Genomic DNA, 22,368 nt, shown 5'->3' with positions numbered 1-22,368 from the left:
CGAAGACGGTTATTGGTGAATTTCGTGATTTAAGGCAAGTTATTTACTCATTTTGATCAACCGCAAATAAATGCCAACTATGAGATGTTGTTATCATTATTTTGATCTCATCAATCGCTAAATTTTGTTATTGCTATTTTTTATAACTTATTGTTTTTATGTTTATATTTTTGTTTGTTGAAATTTTGTTGCCGAGAAAAAGCCAAAAATTATCAGCTCTAAAATAGGATAGGACAAAAATCTCATTCGGTTAAAAAATATACTTTAAGGGTTCGGTCTGTTCCTTATTGCTGTGTTTTAGTCTTGGTTAAGGAAATAAGACTCGTCAATCTTATTAATAACTACTCATGTTTATTAGATTGCGATCTAATTAAGGGGTTAGGATGAATACGCTTAAAGACCAATGTATTGCCGAGTTTTTTGGCACCGGTTTATTTCTATTTTTTGGTAACTCTTGTTTATGTGCAGTAAAACTGGCTGGTGCAAATCTTGGCTTGTGGGAAATCTGCATTGTGTGGGGGCTTGGGATTGCGCTGGCGGTGTATTTGTCCGCTGGAGTGTCGGGGGCGCACTTAAACCCGGCGGTTACCGTTGGCTTGTGGCTGTTTGCCAATTTTGAACGCCGTCGAGTGATTCCATTTTGCGTGGCGCAAATCGCCGGCGCATTTTTTGGCGCTGCAATATGCTATTTGCTCTACCACAATTTGTTTGTCAGCTACGAAACCGCCCACCAAATGGTCAGAGGTTCTGATGAAAGCCTCTACCTTGCCAGTATTTTCAGTACCTATCCGCACCCGGATATCTCAGTATTTCAAGCCGCGTTGGTTGAAGTGGTGATCACCGCGACGTTAATCAGTCTAATTTTAGCGCTAACCGATGATGGCAATGGTGTGCCACGCGGTGCCCTTGCACCGCTTTTAATCGGTATTTTGGTTGCGGTGATCGGTGCTTCCACCGGACCATTGACTGGGTTTGCTATGAACCCCGCACGCGACTTCGGCCCGAAATTGTTTACCTATTTTGCCGGTTGGGGAACCGTGACCTTTACCGGTGCTCGTGACATTCCATACTTTATCGTACCCATCATCGCACCTTTGATTGGTGCCTGTGTGGGTGGCGCGGGTTACCGGTTTTTTATCAGTCGTGGATTGCCTGGACAAGAAAAATATAAAGAAGAAATTCAATAGCCTGCGCCTGGTTTACGCCTAAGGAGGCGTGTATGGACAACATCATTATCAGCCCGAGCAAATATGTTCAGGGTGCCAATGTGATGGCCAATTTGGCCACCTATCTTAAACCGCTTGGCGAGCATGCTCTGGTGATCGCCGATGCCTTCGTGACCCATTTAGTTGAGAAGGCAGTCAACGCCAGTTGTCAGCAGCAATTGGTAGAAGCGTATTTCACTGAGTTTCAAGGTGAGTGCTGTATTACTGAAATCGACCGCATTACCGAGCATGCCAAAGCTCAGCATGCCACAGTGATCGTCGGGATTGGCGGCGGTAAAACCCTTGATACCGCCAAGGCGACGGCGGCGAATTTGAGCCTGCCGGTGGCTATTGTACCGACCATCGCTTCTACCGATGCGCCAACCAGTGCGCTATCGGTGATTTATACGCCGCAAGGGGAGTTTAGTGAGTATCGCTTTTATGCCCATAACCCCAATGTGGTGATCATGGATACTCAGGTCGTTGCCAACGCGCCGACGCGGTTATTGGTTTCCGGCATGGGAGATGCGCTTTCGACCTACTTTGAAGCGCGCGCCAATCAACGCAGCGGTAAAGCCACCATGGCAGGCGGCGCACCGACTCGCGCAGCGCAAACCTTGGCCAAATTGTGCTATGAGATTTTGCTCAGTGATGGCCTAAAAGCCAAACTGGCTTGCGATCATAATCTGGCTAGCCAAGCGCTCAATAACGTGGTCGAAGCCAATACTTACCTGTCGGGGGTTGGCTTTGAAAGCTCGGGGCTGGCTGCTGCCCATGCGATTCATAATGGGCTGACTTTGATGGAAGAGTGTCACCATCTCTATCACGGAGAAAAAGTGGCGTTTGGTACCTTAAGTCAATTGGCGTTAGAAAACGCGCCGCTAGATGAAATTCGCACTGTCATCGGCTTTTGTCGCTCGGTGGGGTTGCCAACCAACCTAAATGATATGGGCGTGACTAACATTGACAGAGCCAAACTGCTGCAAGTTGCGCAAGCGTCCTGCGCCGAGGGTGAAACCATGCACAATATGCCATTTGAGGTCACGCCTGAGGCGGTATTGGCAGCAATGCTCACGGCTCATGAACTGGGCTCGGCAGTAATATAAGCTTCGCTGCGGGGGGAGCTTAAGCTCGCAATCTTGTGTTGCGGCTTAGTGGCAAAAGCGCTCATTAAGGGCGCTTTTTTTGCTTTAGAATATTTTCCCATAATAAGTTTTTGGCTTAGAGCGAATATTCATTTAAACAGCTAACTTTATAACAAAGCGTAAAATAAACGCTAACAAGGTGATCTTGGAATATGTAACTGCTTGCTGAATAAATAAAAGTATTTAATGAAAATTAATTGGGAGAAATATATCTAAAGTATGAAGGTTTTATATTGATTAATTGCACACTAAAAAATAAATTTATAATGATTAATCGATCACTTAATCTCAAGGTTTTAAATGTTATAACGTGTTGTAAGCTAGGCGGTCACATTTTTTATACCCTATAATTTATTATTCTAAAAACCATGTAAGAAGGTAACTATGACTACTGTTAGCTCATTAGATTCCGCTTTAATTAGAAAAATAGCGGCGGACTTTGCACGGGCGACCGAAATGGCGGTGGTTGTGGTCAATATCCACGGAGAAGAGATTTCTGAGCGATTTAATTTTTCCACGTTTTGCCAGAAAGTACGCCAAGATCCTAAGCTTTATCAGCAATGCATGCTGAGTGATCGACGCGGTGGGTTAAAAGCCTCAACCGATAACAAGCCGTGCGTTTATCGCTGTCACGCTGGGCTTACCGATTTTTCGATTCCAATGATCATTGAAGGCCATTTGGTCGGCTTTGTGCTGTGTGGCCAAGTACGGTTGGTGGAAGATCAAGCCGATTCGCTACAAGATATTCTCGAGTTTCATCAAGATTGGGCTAAAAATCAGGAGCTTAATAAGTATTATCAAGATATACCTGTGGTCGATTTTAAGAAAGTCGAAGCCTCGGCAGAGCTACTGAAACTGATCGTTGATAACTGCATTCGTAAACACATTAATTTGATGGTGATCGACGCCACCGACACCGAACACGAGCCTAAAGTTCTCCACACTTCAAGCAGCAACGACCACAAAATCAAAAAGGCACTGCGCTATATCGACAACCACTTTTGCGATGACATTAAGCTTGAAGATGTGGCCTCACATGTCTACCTAAGTCCTTACTATTTCTCTAAATTATTCAAAAAGCAGCAAGGGATAGGCTTTAACGCTTATCTCAATAAACACCGCATGATGCACGCGCAGAAAATGCTCACCAATAGCGATTTACCGATCGCGATTATCGCTAAAAATCTTGGCTTTTCGCAGACCAGTTATTTTTGCAAAGTGTTTCGTAAAATATGCGAAATGACACCACAAGAATTTCGTGATGCGCATTATCGTGGCGAAGTGCTATTTGAATAAATCTATTCACAACTTATTTTCAATTCCATTTATTTATTAACTTACTTCTATTTGTGCAAATTTATTGTGTAAAAAACACCAGCATGCGAATTATAAAAATTTGCTCAACTTAACAAAAATAAATAATTGGAAAGCGCAATAATTTACCATTGTTGTTTTGGTGATAAATAAACTATCTGTGTGAATTTGTTTGGTTTTTAATTTTTGATGGCAATTTTTTACCATTAAAGTGAAAAAAGTCACCACCATTTGTTTTATTGTCACCAGAAATTATCGCTTAAATGTTTATAGTAAGGATATTAACCCAAATTAAGGTCACCGATTAAGGCGACCTGTCGATGAAAAATTTTCGGTTTGAGTATTGATGTGCTCTTAATGCGGAATATGCCGTGTTTGAGCATCGGAAGTGAGGTGTGATTCCTCCGCAGCCCCCGCTGCTGTAATGCTGACGACTTGATTACACCACTGTGTTTACGGGAAGGGATCAAGAAGGGTGAGGCTAAGCCAGAAGACGAGTCAATACCGCCCCATAAGCTCCTTCGGTGGGAAGTGAGCGGGAGTCCATTTCTCTAGCCTTGGCAGAGAGGTGCCATCTTCCGTGCGCGACTTTCGAAGTGATAAAACGCGAGGTGGACCATGCCAAGAGTGCGTTCCGTTGACCATTTAACACTTCACAATGTGTTTCAAGCGTTGAGCTTGTCTGTTGTTGCCTTAAGCGGGAGAACAGCATGCTGAGCTTATATCTGTATATCAGTGCTTTTTTTCTCGATTTTACTGTGGGTGATCCGCCGACGTGGCCGCATCCAGTGCGCGTCATGGGGCACGCTATTTCTGGCCTTGAACGGGTATTGCGCCGCCGCGCCAAAACGCCAGATGCCCTTTACTTGGCGGGGGCAGTGCTTTGGCTAGCGGTGGTTGGCGCCAGTGCAGCATTGAGTTGGTGTGTGCTTAGCCTTGCTTATCAGTGGCACAGTGCGATTGGCGCGCTGGTGGAACTTTGGATGGCTTACACCGTGCTTGCCACCCGTTCGCTCAATGATGCGGCGCTGGCAGTGATGGTGCCGCTGCTGTGTGGTGATTTGTCGCAGGCGAGATATCAACTATCGATGATTGTTGGCCGTGACACCGAACGTTTAGACAGCGAGGCGATGACTCGCGCTACGATTGAAACCGTGGCGGAAAACACCGTCGACGGCGTGATTGCGCCGCTGTTTTACCTGTTTATCGGCGGCGTGCCTTTGGCGATGGCCTACAAGGCGGTCAACACTCTGGATTCGATGGTCGGTTATCACAACGCGCGCTATCGGCAGCTCGGTTGTGTGGCGGCCAAATTGGACGATGTGGCGAATTGGATTCCAGCAAGAATAAGCTGGTTGTTGATGGCGATAGCGAGTGGTTTCGCAGGGGGAAGTCCGCGTAGCGCGCTGACTATCGGTTGGCGCGATCGCCGTCAACATGCCAGCCCCAACAGCGGCTGGCCGGAAGCCACCGTTGCGGGCGCGCTTGGGGTGCGCCTTGGCGGGCCAAATTATTATTTTGGCGAGTGGGTCGAAAAGCCTTGGCTGGGTGATGCCAAACGCAGCTTGCAGCCTGCCGATATTTTGCTCGCCACTCGCACTATGTGGGTCGCATCGCTAATGGCATTGGCGCTGTTTAGCGCAGGTTTTCTATGTGTTAGCAAATTTTAGTGTTAGCAAATTTTAGTTTTGAGCGGATTTTCGTTGTCAGCAGATTGTCGTCATGAGCCGATTTTCTTCATGAGCAAGTCGTAGCGCCGAGCCGACTTTGGTGATTCGTACGCTTAAACGCTTATCTCACAGTCGCTTATTCCACCAATAAGCATCGACATTACCGGCAAATATTTAGGTGGCAGGAGCCCGATATGAGTTTTATTCAGCAGCCGCAGCATATTGAAGCGACCAGCTTTGAGATCATCGATGACATTTTGGCGAGCGATTATCCCGAGCACCAATTTGGCAGTGAATTGGAAAAGAAAATCGTCACCCGCGCCATTCACACCACTGCCGATTTTGATTGGTTAACCATTATGCGCTTTTCGCCTGCGATGCTTGAGATGTTGCAAGCCGCCTTGAGTCGCGGCTGCACGCTGTATACCGACACCACCATGGCGCTGTCGGGCATCAATAAACGTTTGCTGGCTGAATTTGGCGTTGAGGTGCGCTGTTATATCGCCGACCTTGACGTGGCAAAGCAGGCCAAAGCGCGCGGAATCACGCGTTCAATGGCGGCGGTGGATAAGGCGCTTAGCGAACCGGGAGAAAAACTGTTTGTCTTTGGCAATGCGCCAACTGCGCTGTTTCAACTGTTAAGTGCCAATCCCAACCCTAAGCCGTTGGTGATTGGTGTACCGGTTGGGTTTGTTGGCGCCGCAGAATCAAAACAGGCACTGTATGACAGTGACTTTCACTTTATCACTGCGCTAGGGCGCAAGGGCGGCAGCAATGTTGCCGCGGCGATCGTCAATGCGGTGTTGTATGCGATGCGTGATGCGCGCGATGTCACGACCAACGCGATAAACACCGATGCTGCGAATACTGCTGACGCCAGCCAAGCGCCGCAGTAGCAAGGTCAGCCATGGGCAGTGAGATGGAAAGTTCAATTAACCCAGCCGAGCAGTTGGTGTGGCATCGCGGTAAAGCGTATCGCAAAGGTTATACCACAGGTTCGTGCGCTACGGCTGCGGCGAAAGTGGCGGCGCTGATGGTGATGCGTCAACAAGCGATTCATCAAGTTTCGATCGTGACGCCATCGGGAATCGAGCTGCAATTAGCGGTTGAGCAAGTCAGCGTCGAACCCAGCCAAGCTATCGCTGCGGTGCGTAAAGATGGCGGTGATGATGTCGATGCCACTCACGGCATGCTGATTTTTGCCAAAGTCAGTTTGTTGCCAAGAGAGTGCGATATTTTGATTGAGGGCGGGGTTGGCATTGGTGTGGTGACGCGCAAAGGCATCGGTCTTGAGGTCGGCGAAGCTGCGATTAACAAAACGCCGCGTCACACCATTACCCAAGCGGTGAGAGAGGCGATTGGTCCGCAGCTTGGCGCGCGCGTAGAGATCTTTGCTCCACAAGGCGCAGAGCGCGCCAAACGCACTTATAACGCACGGCTGGGTATTCAAGGTGGCATCTCGATCATTGGCACCACAGGCATAGTGACGCCGATGTCTGAAGAGAGCTGGAAGCGCTCGCTGGCCATTGAGCTTGAGCAGAAACGTGCCAGCGGCTTTGAGCAAGTGATTATGGTGCCGGGCAATCATGGCGAACGTTTTGTTGAGCAGCAACTGTCGTTGCCAACTAACGCGCTGGTGACCATGAGCAACTTCGTCGGTTACATGTTGCAAGAAGCGCAGCGGCTCGGCTTTGGTCAGGTGGTATTGGCTGGTCATATCGGCAAATTGGTGAAAGTCGCGGCTGGGGTATTTCACACCCACTCACATATCGCGGACGGGCGGATGGAAACTCTGGTAACGCATTTAGCGCTACTAAATGCGCCCCATGAGTTACTCAAGCAGGTCTATCACTGCGTTTCAACCGAAGAGGCACTTGAACTGATAGACCAAGCGGGCTTTCAAGTGGCGTACTCAAACATCGCCAAGCAGGCCGAGCTTCGAGTTCAGCAAATGCTTAAGTACGCGGATAAACCGCTTAATTGCGATGTGGTGCTGTTTTCTATGCAAGGTGAGGTTTTGGGAAGTAACCGCCCAATAGCCGACATTCAAACCGATTTTTTGTGCTCGACAAATAACAGCAAACAAGCAAAGGAGAGTCGCAATGATTAGTGTGATTGGCACTGGCCCAGGCAGTCGCATGATGCTGACCCGTCAGGCGGAAAATGCCATTGACCGCGCTGAATTTTTAGTTGGCTGGCCGCGTCTGCTGGCGCTGTTTCCAGACTTCATCGGCGAGCGAATGGAAATGTCTGGCAGCATCGATTTAATGCTTGATTGGTTACGTTGTAACAAAAGGCGGCGCGTCGCGGTGTTGGCATCGGGCGATCCCATGCTGTTTGGTATTGGCAAATGCATCGCGGATGCCATTGAGCCTGGGTATCGCGAGTGTTTGCCCGGCATCAGTTCGGTGCAACTGCTGTTTTCAGAGTTGGGCTTGGCGATGAACGATGTATTTATTACCAGCAGCCATGGCAAACAGCCGAATTTCGATTTTCTGTTTGCGCATTCCAAAGTGGCACTGGTGACTGATAAGTCCATCGGCCCTTACCAACTTGCTCAGCAGGCGATGATTCGCGATTTACGCTGCACTTTTATCATCGGCGAGCGCCTTGGCTACGCCGATCAGCGCATTTCAATTGTGCCGCCGCATAAGGTGGAGATGGAATATGACATGAACGTGGTGGTGATCCTTAATGAAAGACAGTGATTTTCTGCGCGCCGATGGGGTGCCGATGACCAAACAAGAAGTGCGAGCGGTAGTGCTTGACCGATTAGAGCTCAACGCCGCCGGACGCTTTGTTGATGTCGGCTCTGGCTCGGGCAGTGTGGCGGTGGAGGCGGCGCTGCGCTATCCCAACTTAAATGTGCTGGCTATCGAGCAAAAGCCGAGCGCGGTAGCGCTCACCGAGGAAAACGCCAAACGCTTTGGTTGCGAGCGAATCCATATTTTGCCTCAAAGTGCTCCGTGTGAATTTTCTGGTCGTGTGGATGCGATGTTTATCGGCGGCAGCGGCGGCCAGTTAACCGAACTGCTGGATTGGGCGCTGGCCCATCTGGTGGAAAATGGCCGCTTAGTGATGACCTTTATTCTGCAAGATAACCTCAATCTAGCGCTTAACCATTTGCGTCAGTGCTCGGTAGCCAGCTTGCAATGTACCCAACTTTTGGTGTCGCAAATGACGCCGCTTGGCAGCAGTTATTACTTCAAACCCAATAACCCAACCTTTGTGGTGGCGTGCAAAAAAGTGACGCCGCGCGATCCGCAAACGTCAGCCGAGCCCATTAGCAAACAAGGGGAACAATCCGATGGATGAATTCACACCGTCACACGTCTACTTTGTCGGCGCCGGGCCTGGCGACCCGGAGCTTATTACGCTCAAAGGTTACCGATTGCTAAGTAAAGCTGAAGTGGTGATTTATGCCGGCTCTTTGATTAATCCGGCGCTGCTCGATTATTGCCAACCCAGCGCTAAGTGCGTGGATAGCGCGGCGCTCAATTTGGGTCAAATCATCGAGTTGATGGTGAGCAGTGTTCGCGAGGGCAAATTGGTAGTGCGGTTACAAACTGGTGATCTGGCGCTGTATGGGTCGATTCGTGAACAAGGTGAAGAGCTCGCCAAGCAGGGCATCGGTTTTCGCAGTATTGCGGGGGTGTCTTCGTTTCTTGGCGCCGCCGCCGAGCTTGGCGCTGAGTATACCGTCCCTGAAGTGGCGCAAAGTCTTATCATCACACGCATGGCGGGCCGCACGCCAACTCCGGAGCTGGAGTCGCTCGAACGTTTTGCCGCTCATCAAACCTCAATGGCGATTTTTCTCTCCGTGCAGGGGATCGATGCGGTGGTCGATAAGCTGCTCACAGGCGGCTATTGCCGTGAGACGCCGATTGCGGTGGTGTACAAAGCGACCTGGCCTGAGTGTCAGGTGGTCAAAGGCACGCTCAGTGATATTGCCGACCAAGTGAAAGCGGCGGGCATAAACAAAACTGCGCTGATTCTCGTCGGACGCTTTTTAGGTGATGAGTACCACTATTCCAAACTTTACGATGCGGAGTTCAGTCATGAGTACCGTCAGGTGTGAATCGGTCTCGCTGTTTACTTTAACTCCGGGCGGTCAAAAGCTGGCAAGCCAGCTGCGTGGGCATTTGCCGATGAAGTGTTACTGCGCCGAGAAATATTTAGCGCACAGCACGTTTTCCCAAGGTTTTGAAGCTTTTGCTGGCAGTTTCAAAAATAGTGTTGCTCAAGCGTTTATGCGCGATAGCGCGATCATTGTGATTGGCGCGTGCGGCATTGTCGTGCGCACCATCGCGCCGCTGCTGGCCGATAAACTCTCTGACCCAGCTGTGCTGGTGATTGATGAAAAAGGTCATAACGTCATCAGCTTGCTGTCGGGGCATCTTGGCGGCGCCAATGAGCTGACCCGTTATGTTTCGAACATTTTAGAGGCTAACGCGGTGATCACCACCTCAACCGATGTCAACCAGACCTGTAGTTTGGATCTGTTATCGCGCCAGATGTGCGCCGAATTAGTCGATTTTCGCCGTGCGACCAAAACCGTTAATCAGTTGTTGGTAAGTGGTGAGCCGGTGGGGATTTACGTTGACCCTGACCTTATCGAGCTACTGGGGTTTGATATTCACAACTTCGATATTCGCGGTCTGCGCGTTGTGGCAGCGGACGAGCCGATTGCCAACGATTTGAGCGCCTTGATTGATGTGTCGATGAACGGCGAGCGTCCGGATTGGCCGGTGCCAAGTTTTCAGTTGATTCCCAAACGTATCGTTGCAGGAGTCGGCTGTCGCAAAGCACTCGCACCAAATGTGCTGCTTAGCCTATTTGAGCAACATTTGGCGCGTCATCATCTGCATCCGCTGGCGGTGGCAAGCCTTGGCAGTATCGATATCAAGCAAGATGAACCGGCATTACTTGAGCTTGCCAAACGGTGCCAAGTGCCGCTGACGCTCTATAGCGCGGAGCAATTGGCACAGAGCGCTGAGCGCTTTCCAAGCTCGGAGTTTGTCAAAAAAACCGTTGGGGTTGGCTCGGTATCGCAGCCGGTGGCCTGGCTGCTCAGTGGCGGTCAATTACTTGGTGAAACGCTCAAAACTCAAGGCGTCACCATCAGCTTAGGAGTGCTGAATTAATGTTATACGTGATAGGCATTGGCCCGGGTGGGCTTGACATGATGACCTACCAAGCGCGCGAAGCGATCGAGCAAGCGGATGTGATCGTCGGTTATAAAACCTATACCCATTTGATCAAAGCCTTGGTGGGCGACAAACCGGTGATTAAAACCGGTATGTGTAAAGAGCTTGAACGCTGCCAAGCGGCGTTAGAACTGGCGCAAAACGGCAAAACCGTGGCACTGGTTAGCAGCGGAGATGCGGGCATTTACGGCATGGCTGGGCTGATTTTAGAATTGGTCAGCAAGCAAGATTGGTACGTTGACGTGAAAGTGATTCCCGGGATGACCGCCAGTATCGCTGCCGGTGCAGTGCTTGGCGCGCCGCTCATGCACGATTTCTGTCATATCAGTTTAAGCGATTTGCTCACTCCGTGGCCGGTGATTGAAAAGCGCATTCAAGCCGCCGCTGACGCTGATTTTGTGATCTGTTTTTACAATCCGCGCAGCCGCGGAAGGGAAGGGCATTTGCGCCGCGCATTTGAATTGATGGCGCCCTATAAAGCGCCGACTACGCCGGTTGGCATCGTCAAAGAAGCGGGTCGGCGCAAACAGCAGCACTGGCTGACCACGTTGGAAGCGATGGATTTTGAGCTGGTGGATATGCGCACTCTGGTGGTGGTGGGTAACCAGTCTACCTATGTCGACAACGGTTTGATGGTAACGCCAAGAGGATACCAAGTGTGAAACCCAACCATGTGCTGGTGTTTGGCGGTACTTCTGAGGCGCTGGCGATTTGTCAGGCGCTGCATCAACACCAAATTCACTACACGCTCTCGGTGGCGACCGCCGCAGGGGAGCAAGCGGCGATAAGCTTTTCCAAGCAAGTCGCCACGCGGCTGATTTTAGGGCGTATGGGCGTGAGTGAGATGCGCAATTGGATCGTCAACTATGGCGTTGATTGCGTGATTGACGCCGCGCACCCGTATGCCGAAGTGCTGCGCCAAACCATCTTGGTGGTGTGCGTGCCAATTGAATGTCCGGTGATTCGTTATGAGCGCGGCAGCCAAATTGATCAATTTGATCATCCGTTAGTGCAGCGCGCACCAAGCCTTGAGAAGGCGTGCCAATTGGTCACCGAGAAGCAGCAAAAAGTGTTGCTGACCACTGGCAGTAAAGACTTAGCGCAGTATCGTCAGCGGCTAAGCGATAAGCAATTGTACGTGCGAGTGTTGCCAACATCGAAAGTACTCGCCCAGTGCGAAGCGCTCGGCTTTGGCCTTGAGCAGATCATCGCCATGAAAGGGCCGTTTAGTCAGGTGATGAATTTAGCTTTGTATCAAACGCTTGCGCCGGATGTGGTGATCACCAAAGAGTCTGGCGACGCGGGTGGGTTTAGCGAGAAAGTCCAGCCGTGCATTGCCCTTGGCATTACTTGCATTGTGATTGCGCGGCCAAGCAATGGTCTCGCTAATAATTACACCGCCTTAATTTCGAGCATTGAAGAGTGCCGAGCGCTCTTTGCTCACTGGCAACAAACGGAGCAACGCGCATGAAAAAAGCCCTTCTAATCATCAGTTTTGGTACCAGTTACCCAGATGCGCTGGTCAATAATATTCAAGCGTGTGAGCAAGCGCTTGCTAGCGCACACCCTGATCGTGACTGTTTTCGCGCTTTTACCTCATCAATGATCATCAACAAGCTGAAACGCCGTGATGGCTTGGTGATTGACAATCCACAGCAAGCGCTGGAGCGTTTGTATCAGCAAGGCTACCAAGATGTATTGATACAGTCGCTGCACATTATCAACGGCGATGAGTATGAAAAAATCGCTCTCGAACTCAAACACTACCGTAGCCTGTTTTGGCGCTTGCAACTCGGTTTACCACTGCTCAGTGGTTATCAAGATTACCAAAATTTGATTGCGGCCATTGAGCATCAATCGCCCGCGCTGGCGCGTGACGAACGCTTAGTCTTGATGGGCCATGGCGCGACGCATCATGCGTTCGCGGCTTACGCTTGCCTTGATCACATGCTAATGACCGCCAAGTTGCCGTTTATTGTCGGCGCGGTGGAAAGTTATCCGGATATTGGCGCTGTGATTGAGCGGCTTAAGAACGAACAGATCAAAAGGGTGTATTTAATGCCCTTGATGCTGGTGGCCGGCGATCACGCCAAAAACGACATGGCATCAAGTGATCCCGATTCTTGGCGCAGCCAAATTCAAGCCTCTGGCATTGAGGTGCACGCGATCGTGAAAGGGCTTGGCGAGAATGCTTTGATTCAACAGATGTTTATTGAGCACTTAAACAGCGCCATTCACCTAGAGGAGCAAGTGGCATGAGCCAAACCAACACCCGCGGCAAACTTTACGCCATCAGTACTGGGCCCGGTGCCAGTGACCTTATCACAGTGCGCGGCGCGCGTATGTTAGGCGAGCTGGATGTGCTGTATGCACCGGCGGGTCGTAAGCAAGGCGACAGTCTAGCGCTATCGATTGTGCGCGAATATTTAAGCTCCAAGGTGCAAGTACGTACTCGGCATTTTCCGATGAGCAGCAACGATGATGAAAAAATTGCCGCGTGGGATGCCATCGCGCAAGAGATTGTGCATCAGGTCCAGCAAGGGCTGCGCGTTGGTTTTGTTAGCCTTGGCGATGCGATGCTGTTTAGCACTTGGGTGTTCCTGCTAGAGCGGCTTGAGCACCAAATTGATATCGAGATCATCCCTGGTATTTCGTCGTATTCATGCATTGCCTCAAGTGCGCAATTTCCATTGTGTATGGAACAGCAGTCGATGGCGGTGATGTCGTGCACCGCGCCTGTGCAAAAGCTTGCCAGCGCGTTAACTGACCACGAGTGCGTGGTGCTAATGAAAGTGTATGGCCGCTTTGCCGCAATCAAACAGCTACTTGGCGAGCTTAAATTACTTGACCATGCTGTGCTGATGGCCAACGCTTCGATGGACAACGAACTGAGTTATCGTCAGTTGGCTGATGTGTCGGACGATATCGAGCTGCCGTATTTTTCAACCATTATTGTCAATCGCGCTTGGTCGACTCGTTAAATTCACAAGTGCGAGCCTAGAGCTGCGAATAAGGAGACGAAGGATGAAAACAACAATAACGCCCAATGCTTTGGCGTGGAGCGTTTGGATTGGCGCATTTGGCATGATGCCAACCAATGCCAACGCAATGCACATTATGGAAGGCTTTCTCCCTCCAGTATGGGCATTGACTTGGTGGGTACTGTTTATTCCGTTTCTGGTGCTCAGCATTCGTTATCTTAAGCGCACTGTTGGCCAGGACAGTCACAAAAAAGTGCTGATAGCACTGTGCGGTGCATTTATTTTCGTGCTATCGGCGCTTAAGTTGCCTTCGGTCACCGGCAGTTGTTCGCACCCAACTGGAGTTGGGCTGGCAGTGATTCTGTTTGGTTTTATGGTAGTGCCAGTGCTTGGCGCTATTGCGCTCTTGTTTCAAGCGCTGTTGCTGGCGCATGGCGGTTTAACCACGCTTGGCGCCAATGGCATGTCGATGGCGGTGCTGGCGCCAATGCTTGGTTATTGGGTCTGGATTGGCGCCAAACGGCTTGGATTACGTCGTGATATCGCGGTGTTTTTGTGCGCGGTGGTGGCCGACCTTGCGACTTACTTTGTCACCTCGTTGCAACTCGGGTTGGCGTTTCCTGATCCGCAAGCGGGCGTTTGGGGATCAGTGGTCAAATTTGTCAGCGTATTTATGGTCACACAAGTGCCGATTGCACTGGCGGAAGGGCTGTTAACTGTGCTGATTTATGACCAGCTTACCAAGCGTTCGCTTATCACCTCGCAAGGAGTGTTGCGATGAAAAAGACCTTAACTTTGATCGCGCTGCTGTGCGCATTGGTGGCGCTGCCATTTGTGGTGACTCAAAACGGCGCTTATGAAGGCTCGGATGGCGAAGCAGAAGCGGTGATAAACCAGATTGCGCCGAGTTATCAGCCATGGGCGGCGCCGCTGTTTGAACCAGCCAGCAGTGAAATTGAGAGTTTGCTGTTTACATTGCAAGGCTCACTTGGCGCGGCGGTGATCTTTTATATCCTCGGTTTTTATCACGGTCGCAGCGCCGGTAAGAACGAGGTTGAAGGTCAGAATGAGGCTGAAGGCAAAGCCAATTCGCGCCGTCCAAACTTGGCGAAATCAGGCGGTCTGCGCCATGTTGATCATCGATAAATTTGCTTATCAAAGCCGCTGGCGCTCGGTCGGCGAAGGGCGAAAAGCGGCGTTGTATGCCCTGTGTCTGCTGCTGGCATTTTGTTTGCCACTGGCAAAACAAGCGCTGCTGTTTGCCGCGCTGATGATGTTGACCTGTCACGCCGCGCGGCTGAGCGTGCGCCAGTATCTTGCTTGGCTCGCACTGCCAAGTGGATTTTTGCTGCTGAGTTTACTGGTGATGGTGCTGACCAGCGCACCGCGAGCCGCGGATTTAATCGTCGCGCTGCCTTGGTGGGGCGATGGTTATCTGGGTATCAGTGATGCCAGTTTGATGCTTGCGGTGCACACCGCGTTTCGCGCGCTGTGCTGTTTGGCCGCGACCCTGTTTTTTGTGCTCACTACGCCGTTTGAGCAATGTTTGTCACTGCTAAAACGTGCGCATTTGCCACTGGTGCTGATTGAGCAGGTCATGCTGACCTATCGCTTTATCTTTATTTTTATCGAAGAGGCGCAGGCGATTTTTAACGCCCAAACTCTGCGTTTTGGCTATGGAAAACGCCGAGTATGGTTGCGTTCGTTGGCGATGCTGGTGGGACTGCTGCTAGAAAGAGTATTGATTCGTCAACAAAAAATGCAGTTGGCGCTGGAAGCTAAGTTGTATCAGGGAGATTTTCATCTATGAGTTTGAACACCCAAGGGCTGAGTTTTGGCTACCAGCGCGATGAATGGGTATTGCATGATTTAACGCTTAATTTCGCTCAGGCACCAGTGGTTGGCGTGGTGGGCGCAAACGGCTGCGGAAAATCCACTCTGTTCCAATTGCTGCTTGGCTTGCTTAAACCCAGCAAAGGCCAAGTGCGTTGGCAAAATACGCCACTGAGTTATAGCAAAGCGGCACTATTGGCTCACCGCCAACGTGTGTCATTGGTGTTTCAAGAGCCGGATCAGCAGATTTTTCATACCGATATTGTCAGCGATGTGGGGTTTAGTTTGAAAAACCTCGGTGTTGATGGCGCGCAAGTGCAGCGGCGCACGGCCAGCGCACTGCGCATGGTGGATGGGCTCGGGTTTATCGACCGTCCGGTGCAGTATTTGAGTTTTGGTCAGAAAAAGCGCGTGGCCATTGCCGGGGCCTTGGTACTCAACAGTGACTACTTACTGCTTGATGAGCCAACGGCGGGGCTTGATCCAAGCGGTGTAAGGCATATGAAAAGTGTCATCGACCGAGTGGTGAAGCAGGGCAAACACGTGGTGATTTCAAGTCACGATATCGATTTGATCTACCAAGTGTGTGATTACGTGTATGTGCTGGCCAATGGTCGCGTGGCGCTGCAAGGGGCGCCGGAAAGTGTATTTCTAGACCGTCAATCCATTGAACAGATTGGGCTTGAACAGCCGTGGTTAGTCAAGCTGCATGTTGAACTGAGCTATCCGCTCTATCGTAATGAACAGCAACTGTTTGCCGCTGCGCACAACGCAGGGCATCAAGCCAACGCTTAGGAGAGAAGCTTATGACTTACGCAATTATGCTACAAGGCACGGCATCCGATGTCGGTAAAAGCGTGTTAGTGGCCGGGCTGTGTCGTATCTTCGCCGATTTAGGTTATTCCTGCGCGCCGTTTAAAACGCAAAACATGGCGCTGAATTCCGGCATTACGGCTCAAGGCGCAGAAATGGGTCGCGCGCAGATTTTCCAAGCCGAAGCAGCGCGCATTAATCCGGATGTGCGAATGAATCCGGTGCTGCTTAAACCAACCAGCGATCGCAGGTCTCAAGTCATCGTCATGGGCAAAGTGCTGCGCGATATGGACGCGCAAACTTACCATGAGTTCAAACCTCAATTGCAGCAGTGCGTGTTTAACGCTTTTAGCCAGTTGGCCAGCGAACATCAAATCATAGTCATCGAAGGCGCGGGTAGTCCGGCAGAAATCAATCTGCGCGACCGTGATATCGTTAATATGGGGCTGGCGGAGATGATCAACGCGCCGGTTATTTTGGTTGCCGATATTGACCGCGGCGGCGTATTCGCCTCGATTTACGGCACGCTGGCGCTGTTGAGTGATTCTGAGCGCGCGCGGGTTAAGGGTGTGATCATCAATAAGTTTCGCGGCGATGTGGCACTGCTGCAACCGGGCATTGATCAAATCGAAGCTTTGACCAAAGTGCCAGTGCTGGGGGTGGTGCCGTATTTGAATCTCGATTTAGAGCAAGAAGACGGCGTGGCATTGCAACCGGAGCGGATGCGCGCGCGCCAGCGTCAAGCCAAACAGAGCGAAGCCGAAACTGGCTTTGAAAGCGCAACGATGCTTGATATAGCAGTGATTAAGCTGCCCCATATCGCCAACTTCACCGATTTTAATCCCCTTGCCACTCAGCCAGATGTCAATCTGCGTTATGTTAGCTCGGCAGATGAACTCGGCAAACCTGACGCCATCATTGTTCCGGGCAGTAAAAACACGCTGTTTGACCTTAACTATCTTAATCAAAGTGGATTATCCGCTGCGATTGGTGTGTGCGCGTTTGGCAAAACGCCGGTGCTTGGCATCTGCGGCGGCTATCAAATGCTGGGTAAGCAAATCATCGATGGCGTTGAGTCTGGTATTGAACGCATGGCGGGGCTGGGTTTATTGGATTGTGTTACCCAGTTTGCAAGCCGCAAACACACCACTCAGATTCACGCAGTGATGAATGGCGGATTAGGCGGTTTATATCGCACTCAGCAACCCATTGAACTGAGTGGCTACGAAATTCATATGGGCGTGACCACCTTAGGTGAGCATGCTCAGCCGTTTGCCAGCATCGATATGCGAAATGACCAAAAGGTGCTGGTTGCAGATGGCGCAGTGAGCGCCGATGGTCTGATCGCTGGCAGCTATATTCATGGCCTGTTTGACCATAGTGAGTTTACCCGTTTGTGGTTAAACCGCCTGCGTCAAAGCAAAGGCTTGCTGCCTTTAGAACCGGACGTATTTGACTACCAGCAATACAAGCAAGGTCAGTTTGACCTGCTCGCCAATGAACTACGCAGCGCTTTAAGCATTGATGCCATTACTGCATTGATGACGCCGTTTTCTCTTAAATTGAAAACCTCGGCCTAACGGCCAAATCTTGTCACCGCAGGCAAGAAAGGAGCATCGCATGACCGCAAGCCTCGCTACTCAAATCCAGTCACTGGTGGATTCCATTGCGCCAGTCGATGAAAGCGTACGCCGTCAGGCGCAGCATCAAGTTGATCAGCTGTTTAAGCCGATTGGCAGCCTAGGCCGTCTGGAAACATTGGCTTGCCAGTTAGCGGCGATCTACCGTCGCTGCGATTGGCCGCTCGGGCGCAAAAAGATTCTGGTGATGGCGGCGGACCACGGCGTATTTGCCGAGCATGTGGCGGTGACGCCTAGAGAGGTTACCGCCATTCAGGCGTGTAATACCGTTAAAGGCTTAACCGGCGTCGCGGCGCTGAGCCACGCTAATGATGTCGGGGTTGAACTGCTTGATGTCGGTATCGATAGCGAGCCGATTGACGGCACGGTGAATATCAAAATCGCGCGTGGCTGCGGCAACATTGCCAGTGGGCCAGCGATGAGCCGCGAACAAGCCAGTCAGTTGATCGCTAATGTGGCGAGGTATACCCAGCAGGTAATCGACCAAGAGCAGCTTAGCGTGATTGGTATTGGTGAACTGGGCATTGCCAACACCACGCCGGCGGCAGCGATCGTCAGCGTGGTGACCGGGCATTCGCCCAAGCAAGTGGTTGGGCTAGGCGCCAATTTTCCCAGCCACCGTTTGGCACATAAAGTGGATGTGGTGCGCCAAGCGATTGAGGCTAATCAGCCTGATGCGCGCGATGGGCTGGATATTATCGCGAAAGTAGGCGGCTTTGATTTGGCAGCGATGAGCGGCGCGATTCTGGGCGCGAGCGCGATGCGTATTCCGGTGATGCTGGACGGTTTTCTTTCTTATGCGTCAGCGATGATCGCAACTCTGCTGGCGCCCAACGCTCATGGTTATCTGATTGCCTCGCACTTGTCGGCGGAAAAAGGTGCGAGTTTGGCGCTTAACTACTTACAGTTGCAGCCGTTTATTGATATGCAATTGCGCCTTGGTGAAGGCAGCGGCGCGGCGCTGGCGATGCCGTTTATTGATGCAGCCCACGCGATGGTTAATCGTATGGGGACGATGGAAAAACATGGCGTGCCACTGCCAAGTCCAATGTAATTTTTAACCTATGTTTATCGCCCAAGGCGCAGTTTCCAGAGGAAGCTGCGCTTTTTTTGTGCCTGCGGTTAGGCGTCCAAAGAGAACGATTATCGCGACATCAAACCTCAAACATGGCGGATTTTACACCCTGATTTCTAGGAGCGAAATTTGCGCAATTTCACGTTTTAGATGGCGTGAAAACAGGCGCTTAGACCCATTGATAAAACCCATTATTAAAGAGTTTGAGCTCGGTCATACCAATCTATAAAAAATGTCCGATTTCCAAAATACCTGTCTGAAAAATGAAGTTGTGCGCGGCGAATTTAGGATGTAATTGACCCACTTAGAATTGAGGTCGACGTTATGAATAGTGTTATTGCAATCGATTTAGGCGCTTCGAGCGGGCGCGTTATGGTCGGGCAGTTAGTGGCAGATTCCGCCGCACCAGATTTTACTGCGCAACAGCGCATCACTCTTGAAGAGTACCATCGCTTTAGCAACAGCCAAGTGATTATTGAAGGCCAATCTTGCTGGGATTTATATCGAATTTTGGAAGAGATTGATGTCGGCATTAACAAAGTCGTGTCTGCAGGGATTGAAGTTGAATCTCTGGCGATTGATACCTGGGGTGTGGACTTTGTGTTGTTGGATAAATTCGGCAAACACCTGGGTGAATTTGTCAGCTATCGCGACAGTCGCACTCAAGGCATGCTGTCGACCTTATTGGAGCATAGCGGCTTGAGCCGCGAAGATATTTACGATATCAGCGGAATTCAATTTCTGACCTTCAACTCACTATATCAGTTGAAAGCCATCAGTGAGCAAAAGCCCGCATGGTTTGACGACATTCATTCCTTGCTGTTTATCCCTGACTACCTGAACTACAAGCTTTGCGGCGTGCAGCATTGTGAGTACACCAATGCCTCAACCAGCCAGCTGCTGGAGTGTGAATCCAAAACCTGGTCACCGATTTTGATCGATGCTTGTGGCGCCAATCCAAGCTGGTTCCTGCCACCAAGTATGCCAAATCAAATCATCGGCCAATACCAAAGAGACGACGTGGTGATTCCGGTCTGCTCGGTCGCCAGTCACGATACTGCATCGGCGGTGGCGGCAGCGCCGATTAAAACCGGTGAATCAGCCTATTTAAGCTCAGGGACTTGGTCTCTACTGGGAGTGGAAAGCTTTACGCCTTGCACCAGTGTGCTTGCCCAGCGTTACAACATCACCAATGAGGGTGGCGTTGACGGGCGCTATCGCATTTTGAAAAACATCATGGGCCTTTGGTTACTGCAGCGTTTGAAAGCGGAAAACCCATCACTAGCGTTTGAAGATTTTGCTTTACTGGCGAAAAGTGCGAAGCCATTTCAATACCTTATCGACCCCAATGACGATGCATTTTTAAATCCAAGCTCCATGACCGCAGCGATTAAACAATGGTTTGCTGAGCGCGATTTGAGCGCGCCGCACACCTTTTCTGAGTTGGTGCGCTGTGTATATGACAGCTTGGCGCTGGCCTATCGTCAGGCGCTCGAACACATCACTCAAGCGAGCAACATTCACGTTGACTCGATTCGTATCGTGGGTGGTGGAACGCAAGACAAACTGCTTAATCAGCTGTGCGCTGATGTATGCCAAATCACCGTTTATACCGAGCCAACCGAGGCTTCGGCGCTGGGAAACGTGGTTAATCAGATGATAGCGCTCGGTCATTTAGACAATTTAGAGCAGGGTCGAGAAGTGATCGCCCATTCGTCGCAGGTACAGACCTACCATCCACAGTCTGTGGCAGAACTCGCGGCAATAAAGCAGCGCTATCAGGCCTTAACGCAGTAGCCGTCACCTCAATTGAGCAGGCGCAAGGCTAATGACCCACAAGCGACATAACCAAGGAGACGATTTGCAGTCATCACGCGTTAGTGAGCGCAGCGTTGGATTTTCCACGCCAAATCACCGCAATCAATACAACAAAAATAAAGCAATAAACCAATAACAAATCGGGCGGCGTGCTGCCCTCAACCCTACATAAAGAAGGATATACATCATGTCTGTTGTTGCCGGAATCGGGTGGCACCTGGTCGGTGCTGCTTCTGCTGCCGCATTTTATGCGCCATATAAAAAAGTCAAAGGTTGGTCTTGGGAATTGATGTGGGCCATTGGTGGGCTGTTCTCATGGGTCATCATGCCGTGGCTTGTCACCGCAATGCTAGTGCCGAACTTGGCCGAGTTTTATTCGCATATTCCGATATCAACCTTCTTTATGCTGGCGTTTTGCGGTGCGATGTGGGGTATCGGCAATATCACTTACGGTTTAACTATGCGTTATTTAGGCTTATCGATGGGCATTGGTATCGCGATCGGTTTGAACTTAGCGGTCGGGACTTTACTGCCACCTATGCTGCGCGGAGAGTTGGTGAATGTCATCACGTCACCAGGCGGTGGCTTGACCATGTTGGGTATTGTGGTCGCGCTTGGCGGCATTGCAATAGTGGCGTATGCCGGCAATGAAAAAGAGAAAGCGCTCGATGAGCGCGCAGAAGAGTTCAACCTTAAAAAAGGCATTATGTTGGCGGTGGTGTGCGGGATTTTCTCCGCCGGATTCGCCTTTGGTTTAGATGCTTCTGGTCCAATTAAAGCACAATCTGAAGCGATGGGTATTAACTACCTGTATGTCGCGATGCCAGCGTATGGCTTTATCATGGGTGGCGGTGCGATTGTGAACTTCGCTTTTTGTCTCTACAACATTTTCACCAATAAACAGATCTCGGTGCGTAACGACATTTCTCTGCCACGCAAGTTAATGATGCGCAATCTCGCCTTTACCGCTATCGGCGGCATCATGTGGTATCTGCAATTCTTCTTTTACGGCTGGGGTGAAGCATCGGTTCCTGAGCGTTTGGGCTACATCAATTGGATGTTGCATATGTCGGGTTATGTGCTGTTTGGCGGTGTAATTGGTTTGATTATGGCTGAGTGGAAAGGGGTGGGTACACGTCCTGTACGCATTCTGGTACTTGGCCTGATGGTGATCATTGTTGCTGCCAATATCGTTGGTCTTGGCATGTCTTAAGAGGGAGAAATTATGACGATTCGTAAAGCATTCGTAATGTATGTGAACAGTGACAAACATGACGAGTACCAAAAGAGACACGATCAACTGTGGCCAGAGATGAAAGCCACGCTCAAAGAGTATGGAGCGGCGAATTATTCGATTCACTTACTGGCTGAGCAAAACATGCTGTTTGGTTATGTTGAAATCGAAGATGAGCAGCGCTGGCAAGCGATCGCAGACACTGAGATCTGCCAAAAATGGTGGCAGCACATGAAAGATGTGATGCCAAGTAATCCAGACAACTCGCCGGTTTCTGTCGACCTTAGAAAAGTGTTTTACCTGGCTTAAAACACCAACCATACCCACCCGTGGGCCAAGCTCACGGGTTGCGCCGTCTCTATGCGGCGCGTGAATTTCGGGTGTCTTATTAAGGGAGAGCTGGGCGATGAGACACCCAATTGAATTGATGAAA

At 50.5% G+C, this 22,368-nt stretch carries 23 protein-coding genes and 1 riboswitch; all 23 genes read left to right on the top strand.

Annotated features, from left to right (window positions below; genetic code table 11):
- Positions 1 to 383 precede the first annotated feature (383 nt).
- The 23 genes from BLS03_RS10430 (at position 384) to rhaM (ending at position 22,244) form a co-directional block, all read left to right on the top strand.
- On the top strand, positions 384 to 1,187 hold the full coding sequence (locus BLS03_RS10430; RefSeq protein WP_093273230.1) for an MIP/aquaporin family protein: 804 nt from the start codon (positions 384 to 386) through the stop codon (positions 1,185 to 1,187).
- A 32-nt stretch (positions 1,188 to 1,219) separates the two neighbouring features.
- Complete coding sequence (locus BLS03_RS10425) at positions 1,220 to 2,311, top strand: glycerol dehydrogenase (protein WP_093273227.1); 1,092 nt, start codon at positions 1,220 to 1,222, stop codon at positions 2,309 to 2,311.
- A gap of 423 nt (positions 2,312 to 2,734) precedes the next feature.
- Positions 2,735 to 3,646: a transcriptional regulator PocR gene (gene pocR, locus BLS03_RS10420; protein WP_093273224.1), complete on the top strand. Its 912-nt coding sequence runs from the start codon at positions 2,735 to 2,737 to the stop codon at positions 3,644 to 3,646.
- 345 nt (positions 3,647 to 3,991) lie between these two features.
- A riboswitch (cobalamin riboswitch) is annotated at positions 3,992 to 4,181 on the top strand.
- A gap of 193 nt (positions 4,182 to 4,374) precedes the next feature.
- Entirely contained in the window at positions 4,375 to 5,334 is a 960-nt protein-coding gene (gene cbiB / locus BLS03_RS10415) for an adenosylcobinamide-phosphate synthase CbiB (RefSeq protein ID WP_218122003.1), read from the top strand.
- A gap of 194 nt (positions 5,335 to 5,528) precedes the next feature.
- A complete protein-coding gene (locus tag BLS03_RS10410; protein WP_093273221.1) occupies positions 5,529 to 6,230 on the top strand; it encodes a cobalt-precorrin-8 methylmutase in 702 nt (233 codons plus the stop codon).
- Between the two features lie 23 nt (positions 6,231 to 6,253).
- Positions 6,254 to 7,444 (top strand): cobalt-precorrin-5B (C(1))-methyltransferase CbiD, encoded by a 1,191-nt coding sequence (gene cbiD / locus BLS03_RS10405; RefSeq protein WP_093273276.1) that lies wholly within the window; start codon positions 6,254 to 6,256, stop codon positions 7,442 to 7,444.
- Complete coding sequence (cbiE, locus tag BLS03_RS10400) at positions 7,437 to 8,042, top strand: precorrin-6y C5,15-methyltransferase (decarboxylating) subunit CbiE (RefSeq protein ID WP_093273218.1); 606 nt, start codon at positions 7,437 to 7,439, stop codon at positions 8,040 to 8,042. Before cbiD ends, cbiE begins: the two co-directional genes overlap by 8 nt.
- Positions 8,029 to 8,649, top strand: coding sequence for a decarboxylating cobalt-precorrin-6B (C(15))-methyltransferase (locus tag BLS03_RS10395; RefSeq protein ID WP_093273215.1), 621 nt, complete (start codon positions 8,029 to 8,031; stop codon positions 8,647 to 8,649). The genes cbiE and BLS03_RS10395 overlap by 14 nt, the downstream gene beginning before the upstream one ends.
- Complete coding sequence (locus BLS03_RS10390) at positions 8,642 to 9,412, top strand: cobalt-precorrin-4 methyltransferase (RefSeq protein ID WP_093273213.1); 771 nt, start codon at positions 8,642 to 8,644, stop codon at positions 9,410 to 9,412. Before BLS03_RS10395 ends, BLS03_RS10390 begins: the two co-directional genes overlap by 8 nt.
- On the top strand, positions 9,393 to 10,478 hold the full coding sequence (locus tag BLS03_RS10385; RefSeq protein WP_093273210.1) for a cobalt-precorrin 5A hydrolase: 1,086 nt from the start codon (positions 9,393 to 9,395) through the stop codon (positions 10,476 to 10,478). Before BLS03_RS10390 ends, BLS03_RS10385 begins: the two co-directional genes overlap by 20 nt.
- Positions 10,478 to 11,203 (top strand): precorrin-3B C(17)-methyltransferase, encoded by a 726-nt coding sequence (locus BLS03_RS10380; RefSeq protein ID WP_093273208.1) that lies wholly within the window; start codon positions 10,478 to 10,480, stop codon positions 11,201 to 11,203. Before BLS03_RS10385 ends, BLS03_RS10380 begins: the two co-directional genes overlap by 1 nt.
- Positions 11,200 to 12,012, top strand: coding sequence for a precorrin-6A reductase (gene cobK, locus BLS03_RS10375; protein WP_093273205.1), 813 nt, complete (start codon positions 11,200 to 11,202; stop codon positions 12,010 to 12,012). The genes BLS03_RS10380 and cobK overlap by 4 nt, the downstream gene beginning before the upstream one ends.
- Entirely contained in the window at positions 12,009 to 12,800 is a 792-nt protein-coding gene (gene cbiK / locus BLS03_RS10370) for a sirohydrochlorin cobaltochelatase (RefSeq protein WP_093273203.1), read from the top strand. Before cobK ends, cbiK begins: the two co-directional genes overlap by 4 nt.
- Positions 12,797 to 13,522: a cobalt-factor II C(20)-methyltransferase gene (locus BLS03_RS10365; RefSeq protein WP_093273140.1), complete on the top strand. Its 726-nt coding sequence runs from the start codon at positions 12,797 to 12,799 to the stop codon at positions 13,520 to 13,522. Before cbiK ends, BLS03_RS10365 begins: the two co-directional genes overlap by 4 nt.
- Positions 13,523 to 13,565: 43 nt before the next feature.
- On the top strand, positions 13,566 to 14,303 hold the full coding sequence (locus BLS03_RS10360; RefSeq protein ID WP_093273138.1) for an energy-coupling factor ABC transporter permease: 738 nt from the start codon (positions 13,566 to 13,568) through the stop codon (positions 14,301 to 14,303).
- Positions 14,300 to 14,668 (top strand): energy-coupling factor ABC transporter substrate-binding protein, encoded by a 369-nt coding sequence (locus BLS03_RS10355; RefSeq protein WP_093273136.1) that lies wholly within the window; start codon positions 14,300 to 14,302, stop codon positions 14,666 to 14,668. Before BLS03_RS10360 ends, BLS03_RS10355 begins: the two co-directional genes overlap by 4 nt.
- Complete coding sequence (gene cbiQ / locus BLS03_RS10350; protein ID WP_093273133.1) at positions 14,652 to 15,332, top strand: cobalt ECF transporter T component CbiQ; 681 nt, start codon at positions 14,652 to 14,654, stop codon at positions 15,330 to 15,332. Before BLS03_RS10355 ends, cbiQ begins: the two co-directional genes overlap by 17 nt.
- Positions 15,329 to 16,150, top strand: a complete 822-nt coding sequence (locus BLS03_RS10345; protein ID WP_093273130.1) for an ATP-binding cassette domain-containing protein — start codon at positions 15,329 to 15,331, stop codon at positions 16,148 to 16,150. Before cbiQ ends, BLS03_RS10345 begins: the two co-directional genes overlap by 4 nt.
- An 11-nt stretch (positions 16,151 to 16,161) precedes the next feature.
- Positions 16,162 to 17,748 carry a cobyric acid synthase gene (locus BLS03_RS10340; protein WP_093273128.1) on the top strand — a complete coding sequence of 529 codons (1,587 nt, stop codon included), beginning with the start codon at positions 16,162 to 16,164 and terminating at the stop codon, positions 17,746 to 17,748.
- Between the two features lie 40 nt (positions 17,749 to 17,788).
- Entirely contained in the window at positions 17,789 to 18,862 is a 1,074-nt protein-coding gene (gene cobT / locus BLS03_RS10335) for a nicotinate-nucleotide--dimethylbenzimidazole phosphoribosyltransferase (RefSeq protein ID WP_093273126.1), read from the top strand.
- Between the two features lie 345 nt (positions 18,863 to 19,207).
- Positions 19,208 to 20,680, top strand: a complete 1,473-nt coding sequence (gene rhaB / locus BLS03_RS10330; protein ID WP_093273123.1) for a rhamnulokinase — start codon at positions 19,208 to 19,210, stop codon at positions 20,678 to 20,680.
- 208 nt (positions 20,681 to 20,888) lie between these two features.
- Complete coding sequence (locus tag BLS03_RS10325) at positions 20,889 to 21,914, top strand: L-rhamnose/proton symporter RhaT (RefSeq protein ID WP_093273119.1); 1,026 nt, start codon at positions 20,889 to 20,891, stop codon at positions 21,912 to 21,914.
- A 12-nt stretch (positions 21,915 to 21,926) separates the two neighbouring features.
- On the top strand, positions 21,927 to 22,244 hold the full coding sequence (gene rhaM, locus BLS03_RS10320) for an L-rhamnose mutarotase (RefSeq protein ID WP_093273116.1): 318 nt from the start codon (positions 21,927 to 21,929) through the stop codon (positions 22,242 to 22,244).
- The last annotated feature ends 124 nt before the right edge of the window (positions 22,245 to 22,368 follow it).

The organism is Vibrio xiamenensis, assembly GCF_900100015.1.
In the GTDB taxonomy this organism is placed as follows: Bacteria; Pseudomonadota; Gammaproteobacteria; order Enterobacterales; family Vibrionaceae; genus Vibrio; species Vibrio xiamenensis.
Note: the sequence above shows the minus strand (reverse complement) of the source record. Positions and strands in the feature narration are given on the sequence as shown.